The following is a 23,746-nucleotide window of genomic DNA, read 5'->3' on the forward strand; positions in this document are numbered from 1 at the left end:
CGTCAGTCGACGACACACACCGACATCGTTTAACCGCCTCCCAACTGTGCCCCGAGCGTTCCGCAAAAGTAGCTGCGTGCCGCGTCCATCCCGCTGCAAAACGCCACCCACTGAGAAACTTTGCTATCGCTTTATCAAAAAGACGCTTGATTGTCGGCAAAGAAAGGCTCATATTGGCGACAGAACCACGCCTCCCCGATTTGCATCTTCTCGTTGCGAATCCTCCGTCCCACCTGGAGATCCTTCATGATCGCGCGCACTCTGATCCTTCTGCTGCTCACTTGCAGTTCGTTTTCCACGCATCTGCTTGCACAAACGCCGCAAACCGTGATGACGCTGCCGACCGGGCCCGACAACCCTCGGAATACCGAAGGGGGCTTCGTGACGTTGAAGGACGGGCGCATCCTTTACATCTACTCGCGATTTATGGGCATCAGTGGCGGAGACGATGCCCACGGTTATCTGACCGCTTGCACATCCGATGACGGCGGAATGACTTGGACGAACCACGACGAACCGATCTTCCCACGCGAAGGGAAAGAGAACGACATGTCGGCGTCGTTGCTGCGGCTCGCCGATGGCCGGATCGCGTTGTTCTATCTGGTGAAGCACTCGATCATGGATTGCCGATTGCGGATGCGGACCAGCAGTGACGAAGCGAAAACGTGGAGCGATCCGGTCGATTGTATGCCGGGTGAAACGAACTATTTTGTCGTCAACAACGACCGCGTTATTCAGACACGAAGCGGACGGCTGATCGCTCCGGCCGCGATTCACGTTCGCGACGGCAAGTGGACCCGAGAATCGGACATCGCCTGTTACTTATCGGACGATGCCGGCAAAACATGGCGACGCGGCAAACAGACGTTTCACGGAATCAACGAATCCGGCACCCGTTACCAGACGCAGGAACCGGGCGTCGTCGAACTCAAAGATGGCCGGATCTTGCTGTGGTGCCGAGCCAACATTGGCACGCAAGCTTACGCCTATTCCGACGACGGCGGAGAGACCTTTTCGCCGATGAAGGCTTGGAACTTCAGCAGCCCCGTCTCGCCAGCGTCGATCAAACGGATCCCATCGACCGGCGACCTGTTGCTGGTGTGGAACGACGGAACCGGACGACGAACGCCCTTGAACGTAGCCCTCTCATCCGATGAGGGTGCGACCTGGACGCACAACGCCGCGATCGAAACCGATCCCAAGGGTTGGTTCTGTTATACCGCAATCCATTTCGTCGACGATCGCGTTCTGTTGGCCTATTGGTTGACCGAACAACTGAAACGGCCATTGAAGATCGGAACCAAAATCGTCAGCGTTCCCGTCGACTGGTTCTATCAAAACGACGGTGGAGTTTCGCAATGACCGCCGAAGCAAAGTCGAACGACGTGCGTAATACGGCAAGACAAAAGTGCTACGACGCGCTGCGACGACTGCTGATCTGCGGCCAGATCACGCCCGGATCGCGACTGCCGGAAGTCGAATGGTCGGAACGGCTGGAAGTGCATCGCGGTGCGCTTCGCGAGGCGATGGTGCTGTTGGAGCACGATGGTCTGCTGACGCTTGGAAAAAAGGGGGGCTTCTTTGCTCCCATGCTCGGCGATTTCGAGTTCGAAGAGCTCATGCACGCTCGCTGTGTGCTCGAATCGGGCGCGATCAAAATGGCGGCTCAACGGCGACTAAAAAAGGAAGCCTTCAAGCCGCTGTTGGACCTCTGCGAAACGATGCAAACGTTACATGATGCCGACATGGAACTCGGCTTTTGCGAAGCCGATTACCTGTTTCATCAGGCGCTAGTTGCCCTCTCGGGGAACTCGCGACTGACGAAGATGTATTCGCACTCGGCCCAGCTGATTTTCAGTCTCTCACCGGTCGAAGATCTGCAAACGGTACGGAAAAAACGGGTGCAAACCCTCGGCGACCATCGCGAACTGTGCCGGATGATCATGGCTGGCGAAACCGAAGCGGCAATCGCGTTGCTCGAAAAACACATGTTCGCTTCACTTATCGGTTGATTTCCCCCACAGGCAATTTTCACCCATCGCACCTCCCTCGATTCCATCTCGCCCCACCGCACTTTAAGGAAGTCCTACCTCATGCGAACTCACCACCTCAAACATTTCTCCCTAATCATTGCGGCGATTAGCGTCGTTCTTTCGTCCACGCAAAAGCTAACAGCTGCGGACGCTCAGCCCCCCTGCGTCACCATCGTCAAACGCGAACTCACCGACGCGATCTCGCCGTACTATCGAGCGATCTACGGCGACGTTTCGAAGAACCGCTTGGTTAGCTCCAGCTGGCAATCGGACGACAACGGCAAGAACTGGAGTCCGATCCGTTCGCACCACGCTCTCGCCAGAGGCCTGACGCCCGGGTTCCGCCGCAATCCAACGACTTCGACCCTCGACCCGAATCGCAACTGCGTCGTGGCGATCGTCAACGCACTGGACACGCCGAACCTGGATCCCAAAATCAACGAGCCACCGATCGCGCAGAAGACCTACTATTTGCGGTATCGTGTTTCAACGGACGGCGGTGCCAGCTGGTTGTGCGACGATCCGATCGTTGGCGAAGGTGACTTCGACGCAAAACATCCGTTTGAAGATCTCTGGATCGGAAAGAACGCGATCTATGTTGGCGACAACGGTTGTGCGCCGATCGTCACCGACAGTGGTCGCGTGTTGCAGCCAGTCCAGATGACGGTTCTCGACGAAGCGGGCGAACTCTATCAACCGCCACGTGCCCACACCTATACCGAAGCGGTTGTGTTGGTCGGAAATTGGACTGCCGAAAATCGCATCACCTGGCGAATGCCGACGCGAGTCAAAGGGGATCCGGCGAAAACCGTTCGTGGGCTGATCGAACCGACGATCGCTGAATCGACCGATGGGCGGATCCTGATGGTGATGCGCGGCAGCAACTCGCACGACTCCACCGTTGCCTCGAGCAAATGGTTTGCGGTTTCCAACGACGAGGGAGAAACATGGAGCGAGCCCAAGCGATGGGCCTATGACGACGGCACCTCCTTCTATTCCCCTAGCAGCATGTCGGTACTGATGCGTCACAGCAGCGGGCGCATCTTCTGGGTTGGAAACATCACCCCAGAAAATCCCGATGGCAACTTGCCCCGTTTCCCCTTGGTGATTGCCGAAGTCGATCCACAATCGCTGCAGCTGATCCGTTCCAGCGTGGTCGTCGTCGACCAGAAGAACCCCGAGGATGAAGCTCGCGGACGCCTGGATCTATCGCACGTCCACCTGATGGAAGACCGCGAGACCAAAGAAATGATCTTGACCTATACGCGAGCCCATCACGCCTATCGCCAGCGTGAATATGCGCTGCTTCGTTTGGCTCCATCCTCCACCGACGAAGCTCCATAATAGCGGCGTCGTCGCGTCTCAAACTGCATCTGTTCCGCACCCTACTTCGTTAACAAAAGCGTTCCCGATATGTCCACACGTTTGATTTCCGCGATCTGTACCCCGCTGCATCCCGATGGCAGCCTTCACGAGCTTGGACTTGCGGCTCACATCGAGGCGCAGCTGGCCGCTGGAATCAACGGATTGTTGGTCGCCGGTACGATGGGGCTGATGCAGTTGCAGACCGATGCGACCTATCGGCGGTTGATCGAAGAGAGTGTTCGCGTCAACGCGGGACGTTCGGAGATCTGGATCGGCGTGGGGGACCTCAGCTACCAACGGACCCTTGAGCGGATCCAAGTCGCGGAACAACAGCCTGTCGACGGGTTGGTCGTGCTGACGCCCTACTTAATGAAGTACAGCGAGCGCGAGCTGATTCATTACTATTTGAAGTTGGCCGACGCGGCGAACAAACCACTCTTCCTGTACGACCTGCCCGTTTTGACGGGCACCGCGTTGTCGATGGAGTTGGTCGAACAGGTGACGGCCCATCCGAACATCCATGGGCTGAAATGCACCCGCGATTGGGAATGGACGACCGAGTTGTGGAATCGTTTCGGCAGTCGAACGCGCGTGGTGCCAGCCCAGCCCGAACGAGTTGCCGATTTGGTTCGGATGCAGGTTCCCGATAATTTGGACGGCCTGTTTGCACTCTTCCCGAAACAGAGCCGCGCGTTGGCCGACGCCGCCGATGCCGGGCAATGGGAAGAAGCGACGCGGTTGCAAGCCGACCTCTCAAATTACTTGACGATCGCTCGCGAAATCAGCTTGTTCGGCGCGGTAACCGCGACACTCAACGCGCTCGGTTGCGACGGGTTGATGGCTCCCGAGCCCTATTATCAATTGTCGCAGGAAGAACGCGATACGTTCTTGAGCGAACCGACGATCCGGCGTCTAATCGATACCGAAGCGGCATGCACTTCCGTCACCTCCAACGAACGATAGTTCCAACATGGACTTGCATCCTATCGAGATCGTTGGTCGTCATCCCGGTCCGAAAATATTGATTCTCGCTGGCATCCATGGCGATGAATACGAACCGATCGCGGCGGTCCGTCGTTTGGCGGGCCAGATCGATCGCGAACAGCTCACCGGCAAGGTGACGTTGGTTCCTATCGCCAATCACTCGGCATACCTTCGCCACAGTCGAGTGGGCACAGACCAACTCGACCTAGCGCGAACGTTTCCGGGGTCAGCCGATGGGACGCCGACGCAACAGGTTGCCCACGCGATCACCGGCTTGATTCAGCAATCCGATTTGATGATCGACCTACACACCGGAGGGCTAGCGATGGAGATCTCTCCTCTGGTCGGCTACATGTTGGTCTCCGATCCGTCGACGTTGCAGAAGCAGCGGCAGATGGCAACGGCCTTCGGTTTGCCGATCGTCTGGGGCACCACGGCAAGTCTGCCGGGACGCTCGCTTTCGGCAGCACGCGACGCCAACGTTCCTGCGATCTATGCAGAATGGGGCGGTGGCGGAGGTTGCCAAGCCGCTGGAGTCGCCGCTTACACGGCAGGCTGTTTGCAAGTCATGGCGCAGTGCGAGATGCTCCCTTCGCCCGCCGCGGCCGCGCCGGTCGATCGCTGCGTTATCGAAGACGATCGCGATACCAGCGGTCATCTGCAGCTCAACTATCCCGCACCGCATGCGGGCTTCTACGAACCGACGCTCCCGCTAGACAGCACCGTTCGTCCCGGCGATGAACTGGGACGACTGCACGATCCGTTCACATCCCACACCACAACGATTTATTCGACCCAGACCGGCCGCTTGTTCACGCGTCGCGTCTTGCCACCGGTGGAAGCGGGCGATTGTCTGGCCGTGATATTAGAAGATCCCGCCGAAACAGGAACCACGAATGAATAGCCGGCCCGTTGTCATTGTCACCGGAGCAGCGCAAGGCTTGGGCGCCGCAACCGCCCTGGAATTCGCAAACCGCGGTTACGATTGTCTGCTGATCGATCGCAACGCCACGGCGTTGCAAACGATTACTGCCGAGATCGAAACACTCGGTCGTCGCACAATCCAATGCGTGGGGGATCTTGCCGATCTCCAGTTCACTCGATCAGCGGTCTCGCGTTGCAAGCAAGAACTGGGCCGCATCGACGTCTTGGTCAACAACGCCGCGTGGCGCAAGATCGGCACGATGCGAGCGATGCAGGTGGACGAATGGGATCAAACCTTGCGAGTATGTTTAACCGTTCCCGCGTTCCTCGCCAAATGGTGCGCTGCGGAGATGGAACCCGCGCAGCGAGGCGTGATCCTGAACATTTCCAGCATTCAATCGAAACTCGCCTCTGGCATCAGCCCCGCCTACATCGCGGCCAAAGGAGGTCTCGATTCGTTGACCTACGAACTGGCGACGCTCTACGGCCCCGCTGGCGTCCGTGTACTGAGCCTGAATCTCGGCGCGATCGATACCGAGATGAGCGCCGATTATGTCAGCGAAGATGGCGAGAACGTGAGCGACGCGTTGCGGCAATTTGCAGAGGGTATGATCCCACTGCGTCGTTTCGGCCGTGCCGATGAGATCGCTCGCTCGATCGCGATGTTGGCCAGTGACGACGCCAGTTACATGACCGGTGCTTGTCTAGAGATCGACGGCGGCTGGACACACCAATCGAGTCCCTATCGACTGAAAAACAAACAGTTCCCCAAAGAGTTCCCCGAATCCTAGCAGTACAAGAGACGCGTTGGATTCAAGCATTCCGTCGAGCGAAGTATCGCGCGACGGGCGTGGCCAACGCGACGTTTTGCAGTTTCATTTCCCATTTGGTTTCCGAAAGACTTCCATGGAAAAGATCACCCTCAGCCAAGGAAACACGCCGCTTCTGCGTTCCCAACGCATCGGCCCAGCGCTGGGCTTGCAGAATTTGTTTTTCAAGTTGGAAACCGTCAACCCAACCGGATCCTATAAGGATCGATTTGCGGCGGCCGCGGTGACCGACATGCTTCGGCAGGGAAAACGCCGCGTGATCGCAACCTCCAGCGGCAACACAGGATCCGCATTGGCGGCCTACAGCGCAGCAACCGGAATGGAATGCACGATCGCGATTGTCGACGGGGCGCCCGATGGAAAGCTGAGGCAGATGTTGGCGTACGGTGCGAAAATTTGCAGGGTTCGTGGATTTGGGCTCGACGCTCAGATCACGCAAGCAACCTTTGAGTGCTTGCAACGAATGGGCAATCAACCCGATGCTCAACTGCAAATCAGCGCCTACCATTACAGTCCGATCGGCATGCGCGGCGTCGAATCACTCGGTCGTGAGATCATCGACCAACTAGCATCGACGGAACAACATGCCGACCACATTTTTTCATGTGCCGGTGGTGGTGGCTTAACACTGGCCGTCGCGCGTGGCGTTAGCGCTGCCATGGAGCAACATGCCACGCTTCCCACGCCAAAAATTCACTGCGTGCAACCGATCGGTAATAACACGATTGCAGGTCCGCTTCGTGACGGCAGCGATCACGCCCAGATTACCCAATGCGCGACGAAGATCAGCGGGCTGCAAGTTCCTACGGTCATCGACGGCGATGCCGTGATCGCCGCCTGTCGGGCAAGCGGCGGCACGGGAGTGCTAGTGCCGGATGATGCCATTTATCTGGCCCAACGCGAACTGGCGCGCAAAGAAGGGATCTTCAGCGAACCGGCCGGCGCAGTCCCGCTGGCTGGCTTGATTGACGCAATCGACAAGGGGATCGTCCAGCCCGATCAAACGATCGTTTGCCTCGTGACCGGAACGGGATTCAAAGACGTCGATTCGATCGATGCAATGCTGCGTCCTAACCTCTGTCCAACGATATCGCTCGAACATTTCGAACGCGGATTTGGTGCATCCCAATCCCACGACGAATAGACGAATTCTTCCCCGCCTTCGCCACTCAGGAGCGCTCCCCATGCGATCGAACTCAGCCGCTTGGTTGCCAATACTTTATGTCGTCCTTTCCGCAGGGCTTGTGAAAGCCGGTGAGGCGAGGCTTTCGGAAGCAGCCCGAACGGAGATCGTGCAAGTCTTGCAGACGGGACTCTCCAGCGACCAGTTTTGGCCTTCAATGCACGCCGCCGAAGCGTTGACGTTGGCGGGTCAAGGGGACGAGGTTCGCACGGCGCTCACCCCACGATTGTCGACCACCGAAGACGCGCAACACCGTTGTGGCATCGCCCGCGAGCTGTTTCGCGCTGGGGACAAATCGGCCGCCAACGTGCTGTTGGAAATTTTGGCCGACGAAGATCCCCACGGGCATGGGCATGCGTGCGAATCGCTGTTCAAGATCTCCCAAACTGGCGATGGCCAATTGTTGCGTGAACACATGCAGAACACGGACCACTCCATCAAGCAATTGTTGGCTGCGGCGGCTTTGGCGCGATCGGGCGACACCGCCGCCTTGGTTTTGCTGCGTCAACAATTGGCGAACGAAGACGACAACACGGCTCGCATCGCGGCATGGATCCTGGCGGTCGTCGGCCAAGCCAGCGACCTCCCCGCACTGCGAGACCGGTTGAAAACCATCGACGACTCGACGCATCAGATTTTCTTCGTCGCCACGATGGCAACACTCGGCGATGAAGCGGCTGGAAAGCAACTGCAGGCCGCGCTGCACAGCGAGGATCCCGCGGTACGGGTTTTCGCAGCGGAATTTTGCGGTCACGCAAGGCTCGCCGGTGCACGCGACACCCTGCTTGCAATGCTCGACGATGAAGATCTCGACGTGCGGATCCGTGCCGCTCAATCGCTCCTATTGTTGGAACCGAACGCGTTGCCTTAACGCAGGCTCAGCTGCCTCGAAGGAAGCTCCTAAACCGCCCCAGGCCTTCGCTTCCTCAACGTCGCCTCAACCAGTGAAGGCCTCGTGCGATTGCAACATGCCTTCCCTCGCTGTCGTCAGCTTCGTTCAATAGGTGATCGACTCCGTCGTCACAACCTCGTCAAAGAAAACGATGGAGACGATGCCGATGCAGTGGAGATACAGCGAGCCAATACGCTAATCTTCGCTCGAATAACGCGAAGATCGGCGGACGTCGCGCCAGATCCCGGTACCCATCGCAATCGCGATCGCGCAGCCGAAAAATCCTGGTATTGAAAAGCCGCGAATCGTCGGCGGGACCTCGCTACTGCACATCGACGCAGATCCGACAAACAACGCGGCGGTCAGGAGCCCCATCACCAGCCGGTTGACGATCGGTTCCAAGCGGCGATGTTGCAGATGGACGTCGAACTTGCCTCGCTTGAAGTTGTCGAGGATTTCGGCAGCATCCCGAGGGAGCATTTCGACAAGGTTTTGCCAGTCCTCGGCGTTGGACTTCAGCCGCCCGTAAAGGTTCTTGGCGGAGAAGCGATGCAACATCGCCTGCCGTCCGTAGGGCTTGATGATTTCAGCAAGGCAGAAATCGGAGCTCAATTGCTGCGACGTCCCTTCGAGCATGATCAGCACCTTCAACAGCATCGCCACCTTGGCGGGCAAGTAGATCCGATGCTCGCGAATGATCTCGACGATTTGATGCAGACAGCCGCTGAGGTCGAATTCGTTGAGCGTTTGATGGGCGTAGTCTTCGATCAATTCCTGGATCGCACCATGCATCGCCGCTTCGTCGAAATCGCGTGGCACTTCACCGATCCGGGCGACAACTTTGGTGATCTTGGCGGAGTCCTGACCGACGGCGGCGATCAACGCCGTTTCCAGTTGGTCTCGCAACGTTTCGTCGATTCTTCCGACCATCCCGCAATCGAGAACAGCCAAAACCGCGTCGGTTGTTTGTTCTGATGTTCCGGAGGCCGTCAGGACGATCATGTTGCCTGGATGGGGATCGGCGTGGTAGAAGCCGTCGCGAAAGATCATCTCGACAAACAGATTCGCTCCGCGGCGGGCGATCTCTGGAAGGTCGGCCCCCGATTGTTGCAGCTGCTCCTTATCGGAGACGCTGATCCCATCGAAACGCTCCATGGTCAGCACGCGCCGCGAACTCAGTTCGGGATACGGTTTCGCAAATCGCACTTCCCGATTTTTTTCAAAGTTTCTGCGAAACGTTTCCATGTTCCGCATTTCGCGGCCGAAGTCGAGTTCCTGAAGAAGCGTCTTCTGAAATTCGCGCGTCGTTTGGACCGGGCGATATTGCCGCAGCCGCATCGATTGTTGCTCGCCCAGTTCAGCAAGCTTGAGCATGATCTCCAGGTCGTTCACGATCCGACGTTCGATGCCGGGATGCTGCACTTTCACGACAACCGGTTCGCCAGCATGTGTTGTCGCGCGATGGACTTGGCCGATCGAAGCCGATGCCATCGCGGTGGTTTCAAATTCCGCAAACAGCTCCTCGACGCTGCCGCCGAGTTCCGATTGGATCGCTTCGATCACCGCCGCCGGTTCGTCGGCCGGTGTGTTCTCACGCAGCTGTGCCAGCTCGTCGGCGAGCGCTTGCCCGACGAGATCGGGCCGGGTGCTCAGCACTTGCCCAAGCTTGATATAAGTGGTCCCCAGCTCGGTCAACGCCAGCCGAATCCGTTCTTCGGTCGTTAGATCCTCCTCCTCTTCGACGGGAGCGTTGCGACGCAAGCGGTCGAGCCAGGGGAGCGGAACGCTGGAGAGCCAGTCGGCCAGTCCATGTTTCGCCAAAACGGCGACGACTTCACGAAACCGATCGGCATTGCGGACCAATTGAGGGACGTCGATAATATCCATATCTATAGTTGCTTTCCGTCGAGGAGGGCTTCGATGCGTCGGCGCGGCGATCGACAGTCTAGCAGAATCAAGGTTGGGAATAGAAAGCCCCACGCGCGTCTGCCAGACCAAAACTTGATTTCAAAGGATCGTATCAGCCGGCACGCATTGCCGTCGCAGACTGCCAGTCAATCGCTTCCGAATGCAAACGGCTGATTTTCGTAAACACGCAAACGTCATCTCCAAACCATCCGTCAACTCGATTGGTTCAACAGGAATCGATACCGTGAATTTTGTATGCTCTGCATGTGCGTCGGTGAACCGAGTGCCCGATTCAAAGTTGGCCGACGGTCCCATCTGTGGTCGGTGCAAACAGCCGCTGTTGCCATCGCATCCGATCGATCTGACCGAAAGCTCGTTCGCGAAATTCATCGCCAAAACCGAGCTGCCAGTCCTCGTCGACTTCTGGGCGCCGTGGTGTGGTCCCTGCCGGATGATGGCGCCCGCCTTTGCGGAAGCCGCTGCGAGACTTTCCCCCAAAATCCTGCTTGCCAAGCTGAACACCGAACAGGCGCCGGCGACCGCGGGTCAGTTCGGCATTTCCGGAATCCCCACGATGATCTTGTTCAAAGCGGGCGTTCCGGTTGCGCAGCAATCGGGAGCGATGAACGTGCAACAAATTGTCCAGTTCGCAAACCGTTAACGCCTCTCGGGCGGCGATGTTCTCTAAGGGACCATTCCCTCGATCGCCAACGCGTTCAACGCACGCTGCTATCGCGATGTTGTCCTTCCGCGTTCTCCGTCTCCGGCGTCAGCGTTCCCAAAAAAAATCCCTCCAATTCAGAACAACCAATGCATTGCCATATCGTGACGTTACGATATATTAAATGTGTTGATGCAAGAGTTCTGTTGGCTACGCAAACGATCTCAAAAGAGGCGTCGCGACCAATTACGGCTTGCTAGCGTGAATTGAAGCTTTTCATTCGCGTTTTTTCCCACGAAGTCCCCGGAGTCCTAAAGCGACACTTAACACATCGCTAAATCGCGACCTAACGCGCCTACGTTCCTTAGCGACAGCAATTTGCTTCCTTTCCAACGCATTGAGTCTCGCCATGTGCAAACCATGTGATCCCCAAGAACGAAGACGTCAGCGACCGCTGCCGGACGGCGTTTCACTGCAAGGAGAACGATCATGTTGGGGCTAGCGATTTTGTTCGGCGTCGTCGTCGGGTTTGCTTTGGGACTGACCGGCGGAGGCGGAGGAGTCTTCGCCGTTCCGCTGCTGGTCTACGGACTCTCGTTCAGCCCTCGCGAAGCGGTTGGCATATCGCTGGCCGCAGTGGGCGGAACCGCTTTGTTTGGTGCGATCCCAAGATTGATTCGCGGAGAAGTGGAACTGCGAACGGGGCTGCTGTTTGCTGTCGCCGGGATGCTGGGGGCTCCAATCGGATCGTATTTCTCGACGCTGGTTCCCGCCAATGTCTTACTGGTGATGTTCGCATTGTTGATGTTTGTCGTCGCTCAAAGGATGTGGTCCAAGGCATGCAATCCGACGCTCCCCAGCGGCGTTTGCACGACGGAAGACGAACCGGGCCCCGATCGCAGCGCATGCCAGCGCGATGCCGATGGGAAACTGATCCTAACGTCTCGTTGCGCACGCCTATTGGTCGCTGTCGGTCTGATGACCGGTGTGCTGTCGGGGATGTTTGGCGTCGGCGGCGGATTTGTGATCGTCCCTGCACTGGTGATCTTCAGCGGGATGGCGATCCATCAAGCCGTTGGCACTTCGCTGTTTGTGATCGTGTTGGTCAGCATCAGCGGAGTCGCGTCGCACATTGCCGGTGGAAACGAACTGTCGCTGACAACGACGTTGCAATTCATGGCGGGTGGATTTTTGGGGATGTGGATCGGCGGGATCGTTGCCAAGCGGCTGAAGGGTCCGACGCTGCAAAAAACGTTTTCGATCGCGGTCGTATTGGTCGCGGTCTTTGTGATTTTCAAATCGGTGGTGTTGTAAAGAACTCGGTTTCTAGCAAGGGAGAACCCAATCATGTTGCTCAAATATTTCTACGACGAAAAACTTGCTCACGCTTCGTATCTGGTCGGTTGTCAACGCGATAAGGTCGCCGTTGTCGTCGATCCAGGCCGTGACATCGAGCCGTACCTCGCGATGGCAGCGAAAGAGGGGCTGAAGCTAGTCGGAGTGGTCGAGACACACATCCACGCCGACTACGTTTCGGGGGCCCGCGAGTTGGCCGATCGCGTCGACGCGACGCTCTACGTCAGCGATGAAGGCCCCGCCGATTGGAAGTATCTGTATCTCGACGGATACAAGAGCGTCCTGTTGCACGATGGCGATCATTTTATGGTGGGGAACATCCGTTTGGATGTGTTGCATACGCCGGGGCACACGCCCGAGAGCATTTCGTTCATGTTGACCGACGAAGGAGGTGGCGCGAACAAGCCGATGGGCATCTTCACCGGCGACTTTGTTTTCGTCGGATCGATCGGACGCCCCGACCTTCTGGAAGAAGCGGCGGGACTGACGGGGACCGCGGAACCGGGAGCGCGCGATCTTTATAAGTCGGCCGAGCGATTCAAAGCACTCCCCGACTATCTGCAGGTTTGGCCAGCCCACGGTGCCGGCAGCGCTTGTGGCAAGGGATTGGGAGCGATCCCGTCGTCGACTGTCGGCTATGAAAAGCTGTTCAATCCGGCGCTGCAGTTCGATGACGAAGAGGCTTTCGTGCGGTACATCTTGGCCGACCAACCCGAAGCGCCAAAGTACTTTGCGGTGATGAAGCGGGTGAACAAAGAAGGCCCACGCGTTCTCGGGGCGGGACATCATCACAACATGCTGCCGATCGCGGGACTCGCCGACGCGGTGCAAGCGGGAACGGTCGTCGATTTGTCCGCCGCCGCGGACTACGGCAAAGCGCATCCCCCCGGAACGATCAATATCCCGATGGGGATGCTGGCGGCATGGGCTGGATGGTTACTCGACTACGACAAACCGACCTACCTGATCTGCGAACCACATCAGTTGGAAGAAGCGGCACGCGTGTTGCATAAGATCGGCGTCGAGGAAATCCTTGGCGCGTTCGATACCAACGAAGTCCGGTCGCAAGGTTTGGCGAGCGAATCGTACCCGACGTGCAGCCCTGACGAACTGGCCGCAAAGATCGAAACGGGCGATGTGAAGCTGATCGATGTTCGCTCCGACGAGGAGTGGAACGAAGGCCATATCGCCGCGGCGGAGCATCGCTTCCTCGGTCGCCTGCCCGCCACGCTTGCGGAACTGCCCCGCGACCAAAAATTGGTGGTGCAATGCCGCAGCGGAGCCCGGTCGGCGATCGGTGTCAGCGTTTTGCAAGCCGCTGGTTTCAAGGACGTGGTCAATCTCACCGGCGGCTACAACGCGTGGAAAGCGGCGGGACTGCCGAGCGTAAAACCGCAACACGCGATGAGCAGCTGAACGCTTAGAAACGCAAGTCGCGATTGAGTTGCGTCCTGTTTTCAAAGTCGTCGATCCTCGTCGACGACTTACGCTTGGGAACCTAACGGAAAGACCATTCATGGAAACGACAGTTCAAAGACCTTCTTTGGCCGATCGGTTGAACGATCAGCACACGACGGAAGTCCTGCATCGATTGCTGGATCATGCCGAGACGCTCGATCAGACGCTATCCGCCGCGGGTGAGTTGCCGAATCTGCTGGCGATCGCGGTCGATGTTTTCGATGCGGTCAGTCGCAACGCGTCGCAGGCGGGAATCGACATCGAACAGCGTGGAACGCAGTTGATGCAACTGCTGCTTCAGATCACTGAACCGACGAATTTGGAAGCCCTCGAGCGTCTGGTCGCTCGGTTGCCGAAACTCGCCGAAGGGAGTGCGTTGTTGGATGAACTGCCGAACCTGATCGCAACCGCCGTCGATGTCTTCGACGAATGGGCAACGCAGGTGAAAGCCGAAGGCATCGACTTGGAACAAAGCGTCCGACAAGGGCTGCACGCTGCGTTGTACTTGGGCGGTCATATCCGTAAAGAGGAACTCGATCGAATCGGTTATTTGCTGAAGTCCGATGTTCTCAGCGAGCACTCGGTATCGACGGTGGGGATGGCCGGATCCGCACTCTCGAGTTGCCATCGCGGTACGTGTGAGCATCCGGTCCCGAATCGCGTTGGTGTATTCGGGTTGTTGGGTGCGATCCGCGATCCCAACACGCAACGCGCTCTTTCGTTTGGATTGCAGTTCGCGAAATGCTTTGGCGGCGTGCTGGAACAGCAACCGACAAGCGATCGATGTCCTCCCACTCCTTCTAACCCTTGAGGCCAAGTTTCATGAGTCATCATCAAATCGTTATCGTCGGTGGCGGAACGGCCGGAATCACGGTTGCCGCGCGACTGCGAAACGCGAACCCGTCGCTTGACATCGCGATCATCGAACCGTCACAAAAGCACTACTATCAACCGCTTTGGACTTTGGTCGGCGGAGGAATGTTCAAGCCCGAAGAATCGGGACGCGACGAGGCTGATCTGATCCCTTACGGTGTCACTTGGATCAAGAGCTTTGTCGATACGTTCACGCCGCAATCCAATCATCTGGCGACTCGCGATGGCGAAACGATCAGCTACGACTACCTGATCGTTGCTCCCGGTATTCAGCTCAATTGGGACAAGGTCAAAGGCCTGAAGGAGGCTGTCGGCAAGGAGGGGGTGTGCAGCAATTATTCGATCGAGACAGTGGCCAGCACTTGGGAATCGATTCGCAACATGAAACAGGGGGTGGCGTTGTTCACGCAGCCTGCCGGTGCAGTCAAGTGCGGTGGGGCTCCACAAAAGATCTGCTATCTGGCGGAGGACTATTTCCGTCGCAATGGAGTTCGCGACGACGTTGAAGTCATCTTCACGACCGCGGGTCCCCGTCTGTTTGCGGTGGATCAGTATCGCGAGGTGCTCGAAAAGGTGGCGGCGCGAAAGGGCGTTGAACCTCGTTTTCGACATAACCTTGTCGAGATCCGATCGGCAACGAAAGAAGCTGTCTATCGGCACATGGATACCGACGAAGAGATAATCATCCAATATGACATGATCCACGTCACACCGCCGATGAGTGCCCCCGATTTTGTCGCCAACAGTGAATTGGCTGACGAAGCAGGCTGGGTCGATGTCGACAAACATACGCTGCAACACACGCGGTTTAGCAACGTCTTCGGAATCGGAGATGCTTCGAGTTTGCCGACATCCAAAACGGGAGCGGCGGTTCGCAAGCAAGCTCCCGTGCTGGTCAACAACCTACTCTCCCTAATCCAACAGGAACCGCTGACTGCAAGTTATGATGGTTACACATCCTGCCCCGTGGTGACCGGCTACGACAGCTTGGTCTTAGCCGAATTCGACTACAGCGGGCAGCCGGCGGAAACCTTTCCGTTTGCACAGTCGAAGGAGCGCTTCAGCATGTTCCTCCTTAAGAAGTTCGGTCTTCCCGCACTCTACTGGCACGGCATGCTGCGTGGACGCGTCTGATCGTCTCCCTACCCAATCCCTCCCACCCGCGAATCCCCTTCGCATTCCATTGGATTTACCGACCATGAATTACACGACAAGAGCACGCATCCAACCACTCGCGATCGCAATCCTGATACTTGGAATCGCCGACGTCCATGCCCAAGATTTTGCCCCGCTGCCCAAGACCGCCGCTTTACCGGGGGACACAAACGAGAAAATCGAACTGGGGAAGAAGCTCTTCTTCGATCCTCGTCTGTCATCCACGGGAACGGTCTCCTGCAACAGTTGTCACAATGTAATGGAAGGTGGCGACGATGGCCGGGCAACTTCGATGGGCGTCGACGGGCTGACCGGGCCACGCAACGCGCCGACCGTTTGGAACTCCGCGTTTCAAGCCTCCCAGTTTTGGGACGGCCGCGCCGCAACGCTAGAAGAACAAGCCAAGGGCCCGATGGTTGCCGACGTCGAAATGGGGATGCTCGCTCACGACCAAGTGATCGGCCGCATCAAGGACATTCCAGCCTACATTCAAGAATTCCAAGCAGTGTATGGGGACGATAGCGATGTCACGATTGAAAACGCCGTCGACGCGATCGCTGCGTTTGAACGCGTGCTGATCACGCCGGACGCTCCCTTGGACCGCTATCTCGCCAGGCAGAAGGATGCCATGAGTTCAGCTCAAATTCGTGGCATGGAACTGTTCGAATCGACCGGGTGCACCGAGTGTCACTCCGGCCCGGCACTGAATGGCTGGCGCCCCGATAGCGAGGCAGAGTTCGCACCGTTCCCACGGATTCCCGATTCCGATTACGTCACCCAATACGAATTGACCGCCGACCTCGGGCGTTCCAATGCCTCGGGGGATTCGGCGGATGATCATCACTTCAAAACGCCGACGTTGCGGAATATCACCCTTACGGCTCCCTACTTCCACAACGGTCGTGTGAATTCATTGGCCGAAGCGTGTCGGGTCATGGCGGCTACTCAGTTGGACGTCGAGCTGACCGATGCGGAAGTCGCCGACCTGACAGCATTCATGGAATCGCTGGAGGGCGAATTTCCCGAACTCATCTTCCCTCGACTTCCATCACGCTCGGGAGAATCGGTGATTCGCGCACCAGCGGAAAAAAGGCAGCGCGAAGAAAGTTAGCTTATTCGCCGCGAGTTCCCAGCCGCGCGATAGCTCTTCATTAACTGACGCCCCTCCGCGGTCGGACGCTTGGACCGCTCATCGATCCGACTGACCTCAAACTCCACCGCCTTCAGATTCCCCACCACCTCTCCCAATGGAGCCATCAAATGATTCGCAGCATTCCCTTGTTTTCTTTTTTGATCGTTGGCCTGCTGGCCATCGCACCCGCAGCAGCACAGCAGCCGACGGGCGAACGACTTGCATCGGGCGACGGTGGTGATCGCGAGGCAGGTTTAGAGCATGGCAAAGAGACGCGGCACCAAACGGCCGCCGATGAAAAAGTGGGGCGATCGGGGCCGCTGATCTATCCCGTCATTGCGAACCATGGGGGCGTCGTTCACTTGCCCGACGCTGCTCAGCAGCCGCGGACAGGCACCAAACTGGTTGTCGATCTGACAGGTGGCGGCGATCCCGCTCAATTGAATGCCGGAGTCGAGAAGCTCGCGAGGTTTCTCAATATCTACGCTGGTGCCGGAGCGAAACCTGCCGCTGCCAAGATCGCTGTCGTCTTTCACGGTGGCGCAACGCTGGCGGTGTTGAATGAAGACGCTTACACCGCAAAGTTCAAAACGGCGAGCAATCCCAACCTGAAGCTGTTGCGGCAACTGCATGATGCTGGCGTCGAACTTTTCGTCTGTGGTCAAGCACTAAACGGTCAAGGCGGTGCCCCCGACGAAGTCGCCGACTTCATCGACGTCGCGGTTTCTGCGCTGACTGCGATTGTGAATCTACAGTCCGATGGCTACGCGTACATTCCACTTGCGATCGCGACTCCGAAACCTGCGCCTGCAGCGCGCGCGACGTCAGCGTCCAGTGCCGACAAAAGTGTTGATGCCCTAAACGATCGAAACCGCTAGCTGCGATTAGCCGCAGCGGATGAGCGGAGCCGATTTGGCCCCTTCCGCTTTTGCCGATCGCTGTTCGTTCTTCGACCGACCTGTTGGATGATTGGACAGCGCGATCGCCGAGCGCCTTGGCGTCGATCGCTGCTGGCAGGGCCGGTATGCGATTTGCGAGCCGAGTGTCTGTCGAATCCGCGGCCGAGAATGTCGATTGCGGGTTTTGCCCGGCAGACGCACGCATCGCACTCCAAACTCGGCAATCGCATGGACTTCCTAAAACAGACCTTTTCGGAGTTTTCCAAAGACCGCTGCACCACGCTCGCGGCGGCACTAGCGTACTACACAACCTTTGCCCTGCCACCGCTGCTGTACCTGCTGTTATCGGTGCTCACCTACGGCTTATCGGTCGCCTACGAAAGCGACAGGGCCCACGCAAAAGCGGAAGCGGTGTTGGAGGAACAGGCGGCGGACATGCTTGGGAATCCGGCGGCTGCCGACGGGATCACCACAATTTTGCAGCAGAACCGCGAATCGAGCGGCACGTGGTGGAAGACGGCGATCAGTTTCTTGGGCATCATCGTCGGTGCGACGGGTGTGGTCGGAGCGCTGCATGATGCACTTAACCGCGTGTGGGAAGTCAAACCCGATCCCAATGCCTCCACGCTGTGGACGATCCTCAGCAAACGCCTGCTCTCCTTTGCGATGATCTTAGGGCTGGGATTCCTGCTGCTCGTCTCCCTCGTCGTCTCATCGGTTCTTTCCAGCGCGGGCCAACAATTGGGAGAGTGGATCGGGATCAGCGGCATCGTCGCTCGCACCATCAACTACGGCGTTCAAGCTGCGGTGGTCTTCACCATCTTCGCGGCGATCTTTCGATTCATGCCCGACGCCGACGTCCGGTGGCGCGACGTGATGGTCGGCGCGGCAATAACGACAGCGTTGTTTTTGGTGGGGCGTTATGGCATGCAGATTTATTTTGGCTTCAGCGAACCCGGAGCTCAGTTGGGATCAGCGGCCGCTTCGTTGGCAGTGATCCTTGTCTGGGTTTACTACAGCGCGATGATCGTGCTGCTGGGCGCAGAGGCGACTCAGGTTTACGCAGCGAGGTTCGGCCACGGGATTCAGCCAGAGAAGCACGCAGTTCAAGTGGTCGAACAAGTCCGCCCCTCTCGATCGTAACATTGCCGCTCGATTCGAAATCCGGCATCGCGTGGAATAACCCCAGCAATTGCCGTCACCTCAGAACAGGACCATCGGCCCCATAGGTTTGGAAGCCAATTCAATCTCCGACTTCTCGGCGAATTGGCACGCAGGCTGCAACGGAATCTCCCCCAACATTACGTCGATGTTGGTCGCTCACTTCTAGCGACCGTCCATCTATTTTCTCTTATCGGAGGACTGTCACAAATGAAGATGCAACAAACCACAAAACGCCGTCGCTGGGTACTCGCGCTCGCCATCGGAACGTTCACGCCATTCGCCGTTGCCCCACAAGTTCGAGCCGCGGATCAAGAGTTTGGGGACAACACACCGTATTACGAAGACGATGCGTGGTATGACGTCAGCGAATGGTTCGACGGCAACGACTACAACCCAACCGACGAAGCGATCGGTCGCTGGGACGATGAAACGTATGATGCCGCGGACGCACGGACCTCCTCGGACCAAGACAACGATATCGATTGGTCGACCAACAGCCACGGCTACTACGATGACCAATTCGCCGACAACGACTGGTTCTACGACTACTACGATTCGGGATACCAGGATGCGAGCGACTACGACCGCGACGGCTACTTCGATTACACAGCCGCCTATTTTGATCACGATAACGATGGCGTCTACGATGCGTTTGCGGAGTACAGCGACACCGATTCGGACGGCGTGTACGAGACCTACAACTACGTCGGCTTTACAAAATCGGACGCCGACAACGCGGCGAAGCAGGATCGCCAAAGTCGAAACAAGGCGCAAGACGAACAAAAGTCGAAGCGTTCGAAGGTCGTTAAGCGATCGGGCGAAGTCAAAGCAGCCAAGGAGGTGAAGACGCCACAAGGAACCAACATCGTCGTTGTGCTGAAGGACAGTAAGAAGGGTGAAAACGTCATCGTCGACCTTGGCCCCGCCGATCAAATCGACAAGATGCCTCGCTTGGGCCAAGACCTGCAAGCCGAAGGTGCGCCGATGACGGTTGGCGAGAAGCGTTTTCTGATAGCTTGCAAGCTAACCACCGATGGTAAGGAACGATCGATCGACCGCAGCGGTCGCAAATTCTCCGGGACGGTATCGGACATCAAGACCGTCGACGTCCGCGGCAAGACGCACCAACTTGCCAAACTGAAAACCGACGGCGATAAAAAACTGTTGGTCGACATGGGACCGAAGGACGACCTTCCGTTCGACGTGAAGAAGGATAGCAAGTTGACGGTCAGCGGCCCTGCCGTACGCGTGAAAGAGCGGTTGATGTTGATCGCCCGCAACGTGACCGTCGATGGCAAGGAGCACTCGATCCAACGCAGCGTCGCGAAGAAGTAGAGTCCGCTTCGTCCGGCAGGCCAATGATAGAATACGTTCCTGCCTGTTGAATGGACGATATGCCCCACCACGAAATCCCCGCAGGGAATCGCACTCCCGATTCCCTGAACGGGGATTTTCTTGTGCAGACTCAGGCGCTGCTTACTCGAGCCTAAATTCCACGGCCCCACCAGTAAGAAGGGACAGTCCCGTGGCGGCACCGCATCGAACCCCATCGATCACTCCCGATTTCAGAGATGGACCACCGCTTGGTCCTGATAGACTTCAACCATATTCACGATGTGTCCCGCATCTTTTTGTTCGGTCACATGCGCGCGGACCAGAAGGTCTTCCAAGCGGAAGTGCTTGCTTGCGGTTTCGATTTTGTGGAACAGGTGGCGATCGAAGGACTCGAAGAGAGCGATCTCTTTCGATTTACCAAGCATGTATGCGAGGCCTCATCGAGACTGGCAACGTCACGTGCGTGGTTCCACTGGGCACGACGTGAACGCCAACCCGCCCCGCACTTCGCGCGATGCGGCCCCGTGGGACGCCACGTGGGACGCCACAGGTTTCACGACAACCGGGGCTGATTGGCCACCGATGCAAGGCCGTGCACCATGTCAGGCACTGTCACCTTGCATGGAAAATCGGTGGGCGTTTAACTGCGGAAAGCGGAAGCGGCCTGTTTCTCAAGACCGCGTGCCGCGTCCTGCATAGAAGAGGCTAGCGTTGCACCGATGACGATCGGTTAGGCGTTGAGCGACGCCGCTGCCATCGCAGAGCAACTCTGCTCGCATTTGCGGCAACACGCGACACACGAATCCATGTCACCAACCTTTTCGCAATTGTCGGCGCACGCTTTGCAAACCTCCGCGCAGGCGTTGCAGTAAAAGGCGTGGTATTCGCTATTTCGGCTCATGAAGTCAATGCACGCCTTGCATGCAGCGATACAATCCAGCATCAATTGCACATGCTCTTGCTGAAGGTGTTCGCCCCCTTCGACCAAGCAGTGGCTGGTCAGTTGATCGGCGCACATGGTTTGGCATTGTTGACAGTTTTTGATGCAGTCTTGTCGGTTGGCGGTTGCCGTACTCATTTGGGTTCCTCCTTTGCATAAGGTGGTGGCGCGACGCCCTTCGCCGCTGCCAACCCGGAATGCAAGTTGCATACCAGGGAACGGTATAATGCCCAGATGCCAATACGACAGCGAAGGATGAAACGATGGAAACGAAGAGCAGCACCGCGACCGATCCCGTCTGCGGAATGACGGTCGATGTCGCCGACTCGCGGCACAGCCAATACAACGGGGAGGAGTACTTCTTCTGCAGCGAGGGTTGCCAACGAAAGTTTGACAACGATCCGGCAGGGGTCCTCGCTGCGCGGAAGCAAAAATCGCAAGGCCTTCGCGTCCTCGGCGCCGGCGGTGAACATTCCTGTTGCGGTGGCAATGGTGGCTCATCGACCAAGTCGACCGGTGCCGTGTCAAATCCCGATGCGATCTACACCTGCCCGATGCACCCGGAAATCGAACAGGTAGGCCCCGGCGATTGCCCGATCTGTGGCATGGATCTGGAACCGAAAGTGGTCGAACGGGAGAACCGTGCGGAGGAAGCGCAATACGCTGACATGCGACGGCGATTCTGGGTCGGTGTCGCGTTGTCGTTGCCATTGCTGATCATTGCGATGGGACCGATGATCGGCATCAATGTCAGTAGTTGGATGACCCAAACCGCGTTTGGTTGGCTGCAGTTCGCGTTGGCAACGCCGGTCGTTTGGTGGTGCGGGTGGCCGTTGTTGGTTCGCGGAGCGAAGTCGTTTCGCACGCTCAACCTGAACATGTTCGCGCTGATCGCCGTCGGCAGCTTGGCCGCCTACTTCTTTAGTCTTGTGGTCGTCTTGTTGCCAGGCGTGATTCCCGAGGCGTTCTATGAAAACGGTGCACCGCCCCTCTATTTCGAAGCGGCTGCGGTGATCATCACCTTGGTTTTGCTCGGCCAAGTGCTGGAGCTGCGCGCCCGGCTGCAGACCGGCAGCGCGATTCGAGAGTTGATGGAATTGGCTCCCGAAACGGCAACTCGCATCGACGCGAACGGAGACGAGGAAGTGGCTTTGGATGCGGTCCGCAAGGGGGACCGATTGCGAGTGCGTCCGGGAGAGAAGGTCCCGGTCGACGGCCGCGTTGTCAGCGGGGCGAGCCGCGTCGACGAATCGATGTTAACAGGCGAACCGGTTCCCGTTCCGAAAGCCGAAGGGGATGAAATCACCGGCGGGACGTTGAACCAGACCGGGGCTCTGGTCATGGAAGCTGTCGGCGTCGGAGGTGATACCGTTCTCAATCGGATCGTGCAGATGGTCGCCGACGCCCAACGCAGCCGAGCGCCGATCCAACAGCTGGTCGATGTCGTTGCCCGCTATTTCGTCCCGGCAGTGATCGCATCGGCGATCGTCGCATTTATCGGCTGGGCCGTCTGGGGGCCAGAACCACAGCTGGCGCATGCCTTTGTCGCAGCGGTCGCGGTCCTGATCATCGCTTGCCCCTGTGCGTTGGGACTGGCGACACCGATGTCGGTGATGGTCGGCGTCGGACGCGGGGCGAAGGATGGTGTGCTGATCAAAAATGCGGAAGTTCTGGAGGTGATGGAAAAGGTCGACACGATCGTCGTCGACAAAACGGGCACGCTGACGCAGGGACGGCCGGAAGTCACCCACGTCGAGACCTTTGGCGATTGGAGGACCGCCGATGTCCTGGAGCTTGCCGCTGCGGTGGAAGCTCAAAGCGAACACCCGTTGGCTCAAGCGGTCGTTCGCAGGGCGAAGGGGGACGATTTGAAAGTAGCTGAGGCGACGAATTTCGAAAGCGTTACGGGAGGTGGTGTTTCGGGACGCGTCGATCACACGAAGGTGTTGATTGGCAACGCGGACCTACTGGCCGATCAGGGAGTCTCGGATATCGATTTGGGACGGCAGAACGCGCGAGCTCACCAAGCCGAAGGGGCGACGGTCGTCTTCGTCGCGATCGACGGCAAGTTGGCGGCGACGATGGCAATCGCCGATCCGATCAAAGAGAGCACTCCCGCGGCGCTACAGACGTTACACGAACTGGGTTTGAAGGTCGTCATGTTGACGGGCGATGCGGAAGCGACAGCCGAAGCGGTCGCAAAGAAGCTAGGTATCGACGAATTCCACGCGGGTGTTTCGCCGACCGACAAACACGAATTCATCCGCCAACTGAAACGCGATGGAAAGATCGTGGCGATGTGCGGAGATGGAATCAACGACGCGCCCGCACTCGCCGAAGCAAACGTCGGCATCGCGATGGGAACGGGGACCGGCGTGGCGATCGAATCGGCGGGCGTGACGTTGGTCGGCGGCGATTTGCGCGGCGTGGCGGCGGCGGGGTCCCTGAGTCGCAAGACGATGCGCAACATCCGCCAGAATCTCTTCTTCGCCTTCTTCTACAACGCGTTAGGGATTCCGGTCGCGGCAGGCTTGTTGTACCCGGTCTTTGGGATGTTGTTGAGCCCGATGATTGCGGCCGCCGCGATGAGTATGAGCAGCGTCTCGGTGATCGCCAACTCGCTGCGGTTACGCACGGCAAGACTTTCATAACGC

22 protein-coding genes are annotated in these 23,746 nt (G+C 57.9%); 18 read left to right on the forward strand and 4 right to left on the reverse strand.

The genetic code is table 11. The features are described 5' to 3' along the window. The first annotated feature begins 246 nt into the window (after positions 1–246). From Poly24_RS14105 to Poly24_RS14140, 8 genes are all read left to right on the forward strand, one after another. A complete protein-coding gene (locus Poly24_RS14105; protein ID WP_145096356.1) occupies positions 247–1,362 on the forward strand; it encodes a sialidase family protein in 1,116 nt (371 codons plus the stop codon). Beyond that, positions 1,359–2,012, forward strand: a complete 654-nt coding sequence (locus Poly24_RS14110; protein ID WP_145096359.1) for a GntR family transcriptional regulator — start codon at positions 1,359–1,361, stop codon at positions 2,010–2,012. Before Poly24_RS14105 ends, Poly24_RS14110 begins: the two co-directional genes overlap by 4 nt. Positions 2,013–2,093: 81 nt before the next feature. Then, a complete protein-coding gene (locus Poly24_RS14115; RefSeq protein WP_145096362.1) occupies positions 2,094–3,377 on the forward strand; it encodes a sialidase family protein in 1,284 nt (427 codons plus the stop codon). A 69-nt stretch (positions 3,378–3,446) separates the two neighbouring features. Then, positions 3,447–4,361, forward strand: coding sequence for a dihydrodipicolinate synthase family protein (locus Poly24_RS14120; protein ID WP_145096365.1), 915 nt, complete (start codon positions 3,447–3,449; stop codon positions 4,359–4,361). Positions 4,362–4,368: 7 nt separating this feature from the next. Beyond that, entirely contained in the window at positions 4,369–5,286 is a 918-nt protein-coding gene (locus tag Poly24_RS14125; protein WP_145096368.1) for a succinylglutamate desuccinylase/aspartoacylase family protein, read from the forward strand. Continuing rightward, on the forward strand, positions 5,279–6,097 hold the full coding sequence (locus tag Poly24_RS14130) for an SDR family NAD(P)-dependent oxidoreductase (RefSeq protein ID WP_145096371.1): 819 nt from the start codon (positions 5,279–5,281) through the stop codon (positions 6,095–6,097). The genes Poly24_RS14125 and Poly24_RS14130 overlap by 8 nt, the downstream gene beginning before the upstream one ends. A 115-nt stretch (positions 6,098–6,212) precedes the next feature. Next, positions 6,213–7,280 carry a pyridoxal-phosphate dependent enzyme gene (locus Poly24_RS14135; RefSeq protein WP_145096374.1) on the forward strand — a complete coding sequence of 356 codons (1,068 nt, stop codon included), beginning with the start codon at positions 6,213–6,215 and terminating at the stop codon, positions 7,278–7,280. A 40-nt stretch (positions 7,281–7,320) separates the two neighbouring features. Then, positions 7,321–8,190 (forward strand): HEAT repeat domain-containing protein, encoded by an 870-nt coding sequence (locus Poly24_RS14140; protein ID WP_197451900.1) that lies wholly within the window; start codon positions 7,321–7,323, stop codon positions 8,188–8,190. A 216-nt stretch (positions 8,191–8,406) separates the two neighbouring features. On the opposite strand, the gene Poly24_RS14145 is transcribed toward Poly24_RS14140, so the two are convergent. Continuing rightward, positions 8,407–10,098 (reverse strand): ABC1 kinase family protein, encoded by a 1,692-nt coding sequence (locus Poly24_RS14145; protein ID WP_145096380.1) that lies wholly within the window; start codon positions 10,096–10,098, stop codon positions 8,407–8,409. Positions 10,099–10,363: 265 nt separating this feature from the next. On the opposite strand from Poly24_RS14145, the gene trxC reads away from it, so the two are divergent. The 6 genes from trxC (at position 10,364) to Poly24_RS14175 (ending at position 16,733) form a co-directional block, all read left to right on the forward strand. Next, positions 10,364–10,780: a thioredoxin TrxC gene (trxC, locus tag Poly24_RS14150; RefSeq protein ID WP_231753137.1), complete on the forward strand. Its 417-nt coding sequence runs from the start codon at positions 10,364–10,366 to the stop codon at positions 10,778–10,780. Between the two features lie 489 nt (positions 10,781–11,269). After that, positions 11,270–12,094: a sulfite exporter TauE/SafE family protein gene (locus Poly24_RS14155; RefSeq protein ID WP_145096386.1), complete on the forward strand. Its 825-nt coding sequence runs from the start codon at positions 11,270–11,272 to the stop codon at positions 12,092–12,094. A gap of 33 nt (positions 12,095–12,127) precedes the next feature. Then, complete coding sequence (locus tag Poly24_RS14160) at positions 12,128–13,552, forward strand: MBL fold metallo-hydrolase (RefSeq protein WP_145096389.1); 1,425 nt, start codon at positions 12,128–12,130, stop codon at positions 13,550–13,552. A 100-nt stretch (positions 13,553–13,652) separates the two neighbouring features. Then, on the forward strand, positions 13,653–14,405 hold the full coding sequence (locus Poly24_RS14165; protein ID WP_145096392.1) for a DUF1641 domain-containing protein: 753 nt from the start codon (positions 13,653–13,655) through the stop codon (positions 14,403–14,405). Between the two features lie 11 nt (positions 14,406–14,416). Beyond that, positions 14,417–15,601, forward strand: a complete 1,185-nt coding sequence (locus Poly24_RS14170; RefSeq protein ID WP_145096395.1) for an NAD(P)/FAD-dependent oxidoreductase — start codon at positions 14,417–14,419, stop codon at positions 15,599–15,601. Between the two features lie 64 nt (positions 15,602–15,665). Continuing rightward, on the forward strand, positions 15,666–16,733 hold the full coding sequence (locus Poly24_RS14175; protein ID WP_145096398.1) for a cytochrome-c peroxidase: 1,068 nt from the start codon (positions 15,666–15,668) through the stop codon (positions 16,731–16,733). Here Poly24_RS14175 and Poly24_RS27080 read toward each other — a convergent pair. Continuing rightward, positions 16,730–16,879, reverse strand: coding sequence for a hypothetical protein (locus Poly24_RS27080; RefSeq protein WP_197451901.1), 150 nt, complete (start codon positions 16,877–16,879; stop codon positions 16,730–16,732). The genes Poly24_RS14175 and Poly24_RS27080 overlap by 4 nt on opposite strands. Positions 16,880–16,882: 3 nt before the next feature. Here Poly24_RS27080 and Poly24_RS14180 point away from each other — a divergent pair, with 3 nt between their 5' ends. From Poly24_RS14180 to Poly24_RS14190, 3 genes are all read left to right on the forward strand, one after another. Then, entirely contained in the window at positions 16,883–17,632 is a 750-nt protein-coding gene (locus Poly24_RS14180; RefSeq protein ID WP_145096401.1) for a DsrE family protein, read from the forward strand. A gap of 249 nt (positions 17,633–17,881) precedes the next feature. Continuing rightward, entirely contained in the window at positions 17,882–18,796 is a 915-nt protein-coding gene (locus Poly24_RS14185) for a YihY/virulence factor BrkB family protein (RefSeq protein WP_145096404.1), read from the forward strand. A gap of 228 nt (positions 18,797–19,024) precedes the next feature. Beyond that, on the forward strand, positions 19,025–20,152 hold the full coding sequence (locus Poly24_RS14190) for a hypothetical protein (protein ID WP_145096407.1): 1,128 nt from the start codon (positions 19,025–19,027) through the stop codon (positions 20,150–20,152). 230 nt (positions 20,153–20,382) lie between these two features. Here the strand turns inward: Poly24_RS14190 and Poly24_RS14195 are convergent, their stop codons facing one another. After that, positions 20,383–20,577: a hypothetical protein gene (locus Poly24_RS14195; RefSeq protein ID WP_145096410.1), complete on the reverse strand. Its 195-nt coding sequence runs from the start codon at positions 20,575–20,577 to the stop codon at positions 20,383–20,385. Between the two features lie 305 nt (positions 20,578–20,882). Continuing rightward, positions 20,883–21,230, reverse strand: a complete 348-nt coding sequence (locus Poly24_RS14200) for a four-helix bundle copper-binding protein (RefSeq protein ID WP_145096413.1) — start codon at positions 21,228–21,230, stop codon at positions 20,883–20,885. Positions 21,231–21,355: 125 nt separating this feature from the next. Between Poly24_RS14200 and Poly24_RS14205 the strand changes: the two genes are divergently transcribed. Beyond that, entirely contained in the window at positions 21,356–23,743 is a 2,388-nt protein-coding gene (locus tag Poly24_RS14205) for a heavy metal translocating P-type ATPase (RefSeq protein WP_145096417.1), read from the forward strand. Positions 23,744–23,746: the final 3 nt, after the last annotated feature.

The organism is Rosistilla carotiformis (genome assembly GCF_007753095.1).
Lineage (GTDB): Bacteria > Planctomycetota > Planctomycetia > Pirellulales > Pirellulaceae > Rosistilla > Rosistilla carotiformis.

Bases quoted from the DNA above. Each gene is read 5' to 3' on its own strand.
- Poly24_RS14205 (WP_145096417.1), top strand. From the start codon at position 21,356: ATGGAAACGAAGAGCAGCACCGCGACCGATCCCGTCTGCGGAATGACG.
- Poly24_RS14160 (WP_145096389.1), top strand. From the start codon at position 12,128: ATGTTGCTCAAATATTTCTACGACGAAAAACTTGCTCACGCTTCGTAT.
- Poly24_RS14145 (WP_145096380.1), bottom strand. From the start codon at position 10,098: ATGGATATTATCGACGTCCCTCAATTGGTCCGCAATGCCGATCGGTTT.
- Poly24_RS14130 (WP_145096371.1), top strand. From the start codon at position 5,279: ATGAATAGCCGGCCCGTTGTCATTGTCACCGGAGCAGCGCAAGGCTTG.
- Poly24_RS27080 (WP_197451901.1), bottom strand. From the start codon at position 16,879: ATGGCTCCATTGGGAGAGGTGGTGGGGAATCTGAAGGCGGTGGAGTTT.
- Poly24_RS14180 (WP_145096401.1), top strand. From the start codon at position 16,883: ATGATTCGCAGCATTCCCTTGTTTTCTTTTTTGATCGTTGGCCTGCTG.
- Poly24_RS14140 (WP_197451900.1), top strand. From the start codon at position 7,321: ATGCGATCGAACTCAGCCGCTTGGTTGCCAATACTTTATGTCGTCCTT.
- Poly24_RS14125 (WP_145096368.1), top strand. From the start codon at position 4,369: ATGGACTTGCATCCTATCGAGATCGTTGGTCGTCATCCCGGTCCGAAA.
- Poly24_RS14115 (WP_145096362.1), top strand. From the start codon at position 2,094: ATGCGAACTCACCACCTCAAACATTTCTCCCTAATCATTGCGGCGATT.
- Poly24_RS14170 (WP_145096395.1), top strand. From the start codon at position 14,417: ATGAGTCATCATCAAATCGTTATCGTCGGTGGCGGAACGGCCGGAATC.
- Poly24_RS14120 (WP_145096365.1), top strand. From the start codon at position 3,447: ATGTCCACACGTTTGATTTCCGCGATCTGTACCCCGCTGCATCCCGAT.
- Poly24_RS14185 (WP_145096404.1), top strand. From the start codon at position 17,882: ATGGACTTCCTAAAACAGACCTTTTCGGAGTTTTCCAAAGACCGCTGC.
- Poly24_RS14110 (WP_145096359.1), top strand. From the start codon at position 1,359: ATGACCGCCGAAGCAAAGTCGAACGACGTGCGTAATACGGCAAGACAA.
- Poly24_RS14195 (WP_145096410.1), bottom strand. From the start codon at position 20,577: ATGCTTGGTAAATCGAAAGAGATCGCTCTCTTCGAGTCCTTCGATCGC.
- Poly24_RS14155 (WP_145096386.1), top strand. From the start codon at position 11,270: ATGTTGGGGCTAGCGATTTTGTTCGGCGTCGTCGTCGGGTTTGCTTTG.
- Poly24_RS14175 (WP_145096398.1), top strand. From the start codon at position 15,666: ATGAATTACACGACAAGAGCACGCATCCAACCACTCGCGATCGCAATC.
- Poly24_RS14200 (WP_145096413.1), bottom strand. From the start codon at position 21,230: ATGAGTACGGCAACCGCCAACCGACAAGACTGCATCAAAAACTGTCAA.
- Poly24_RS14165 (WP_145096392.1), top strand. From the start codon at position 13,653: ATGGAAACGACAGTTCAAAGACCTTCTTTGGCCGATCGGTTGAACGAT.
- Poly24_RS14190 (WP_145096407.1), top strand. From the start codon at position 19,025: ATGAAGATGCAACAAACCACAAAACGCCGTCGCTGGGTACTCGCGCTC.
- Poly24_RS14105 (WP_145096356.1), top strand. From the start codon at position 247: ATGATCGCGCGCACTCTGATCCTTCTGCTGCTCACTTGCAGTTCGTTT.
- Poly24_RS14135 (WP_145096374.1), top strand. From the start codon at position 6,213: ATGGAAAAGATCACCCTCAGCCAAGGAAACACGCCGCTTCTGCGTTCC.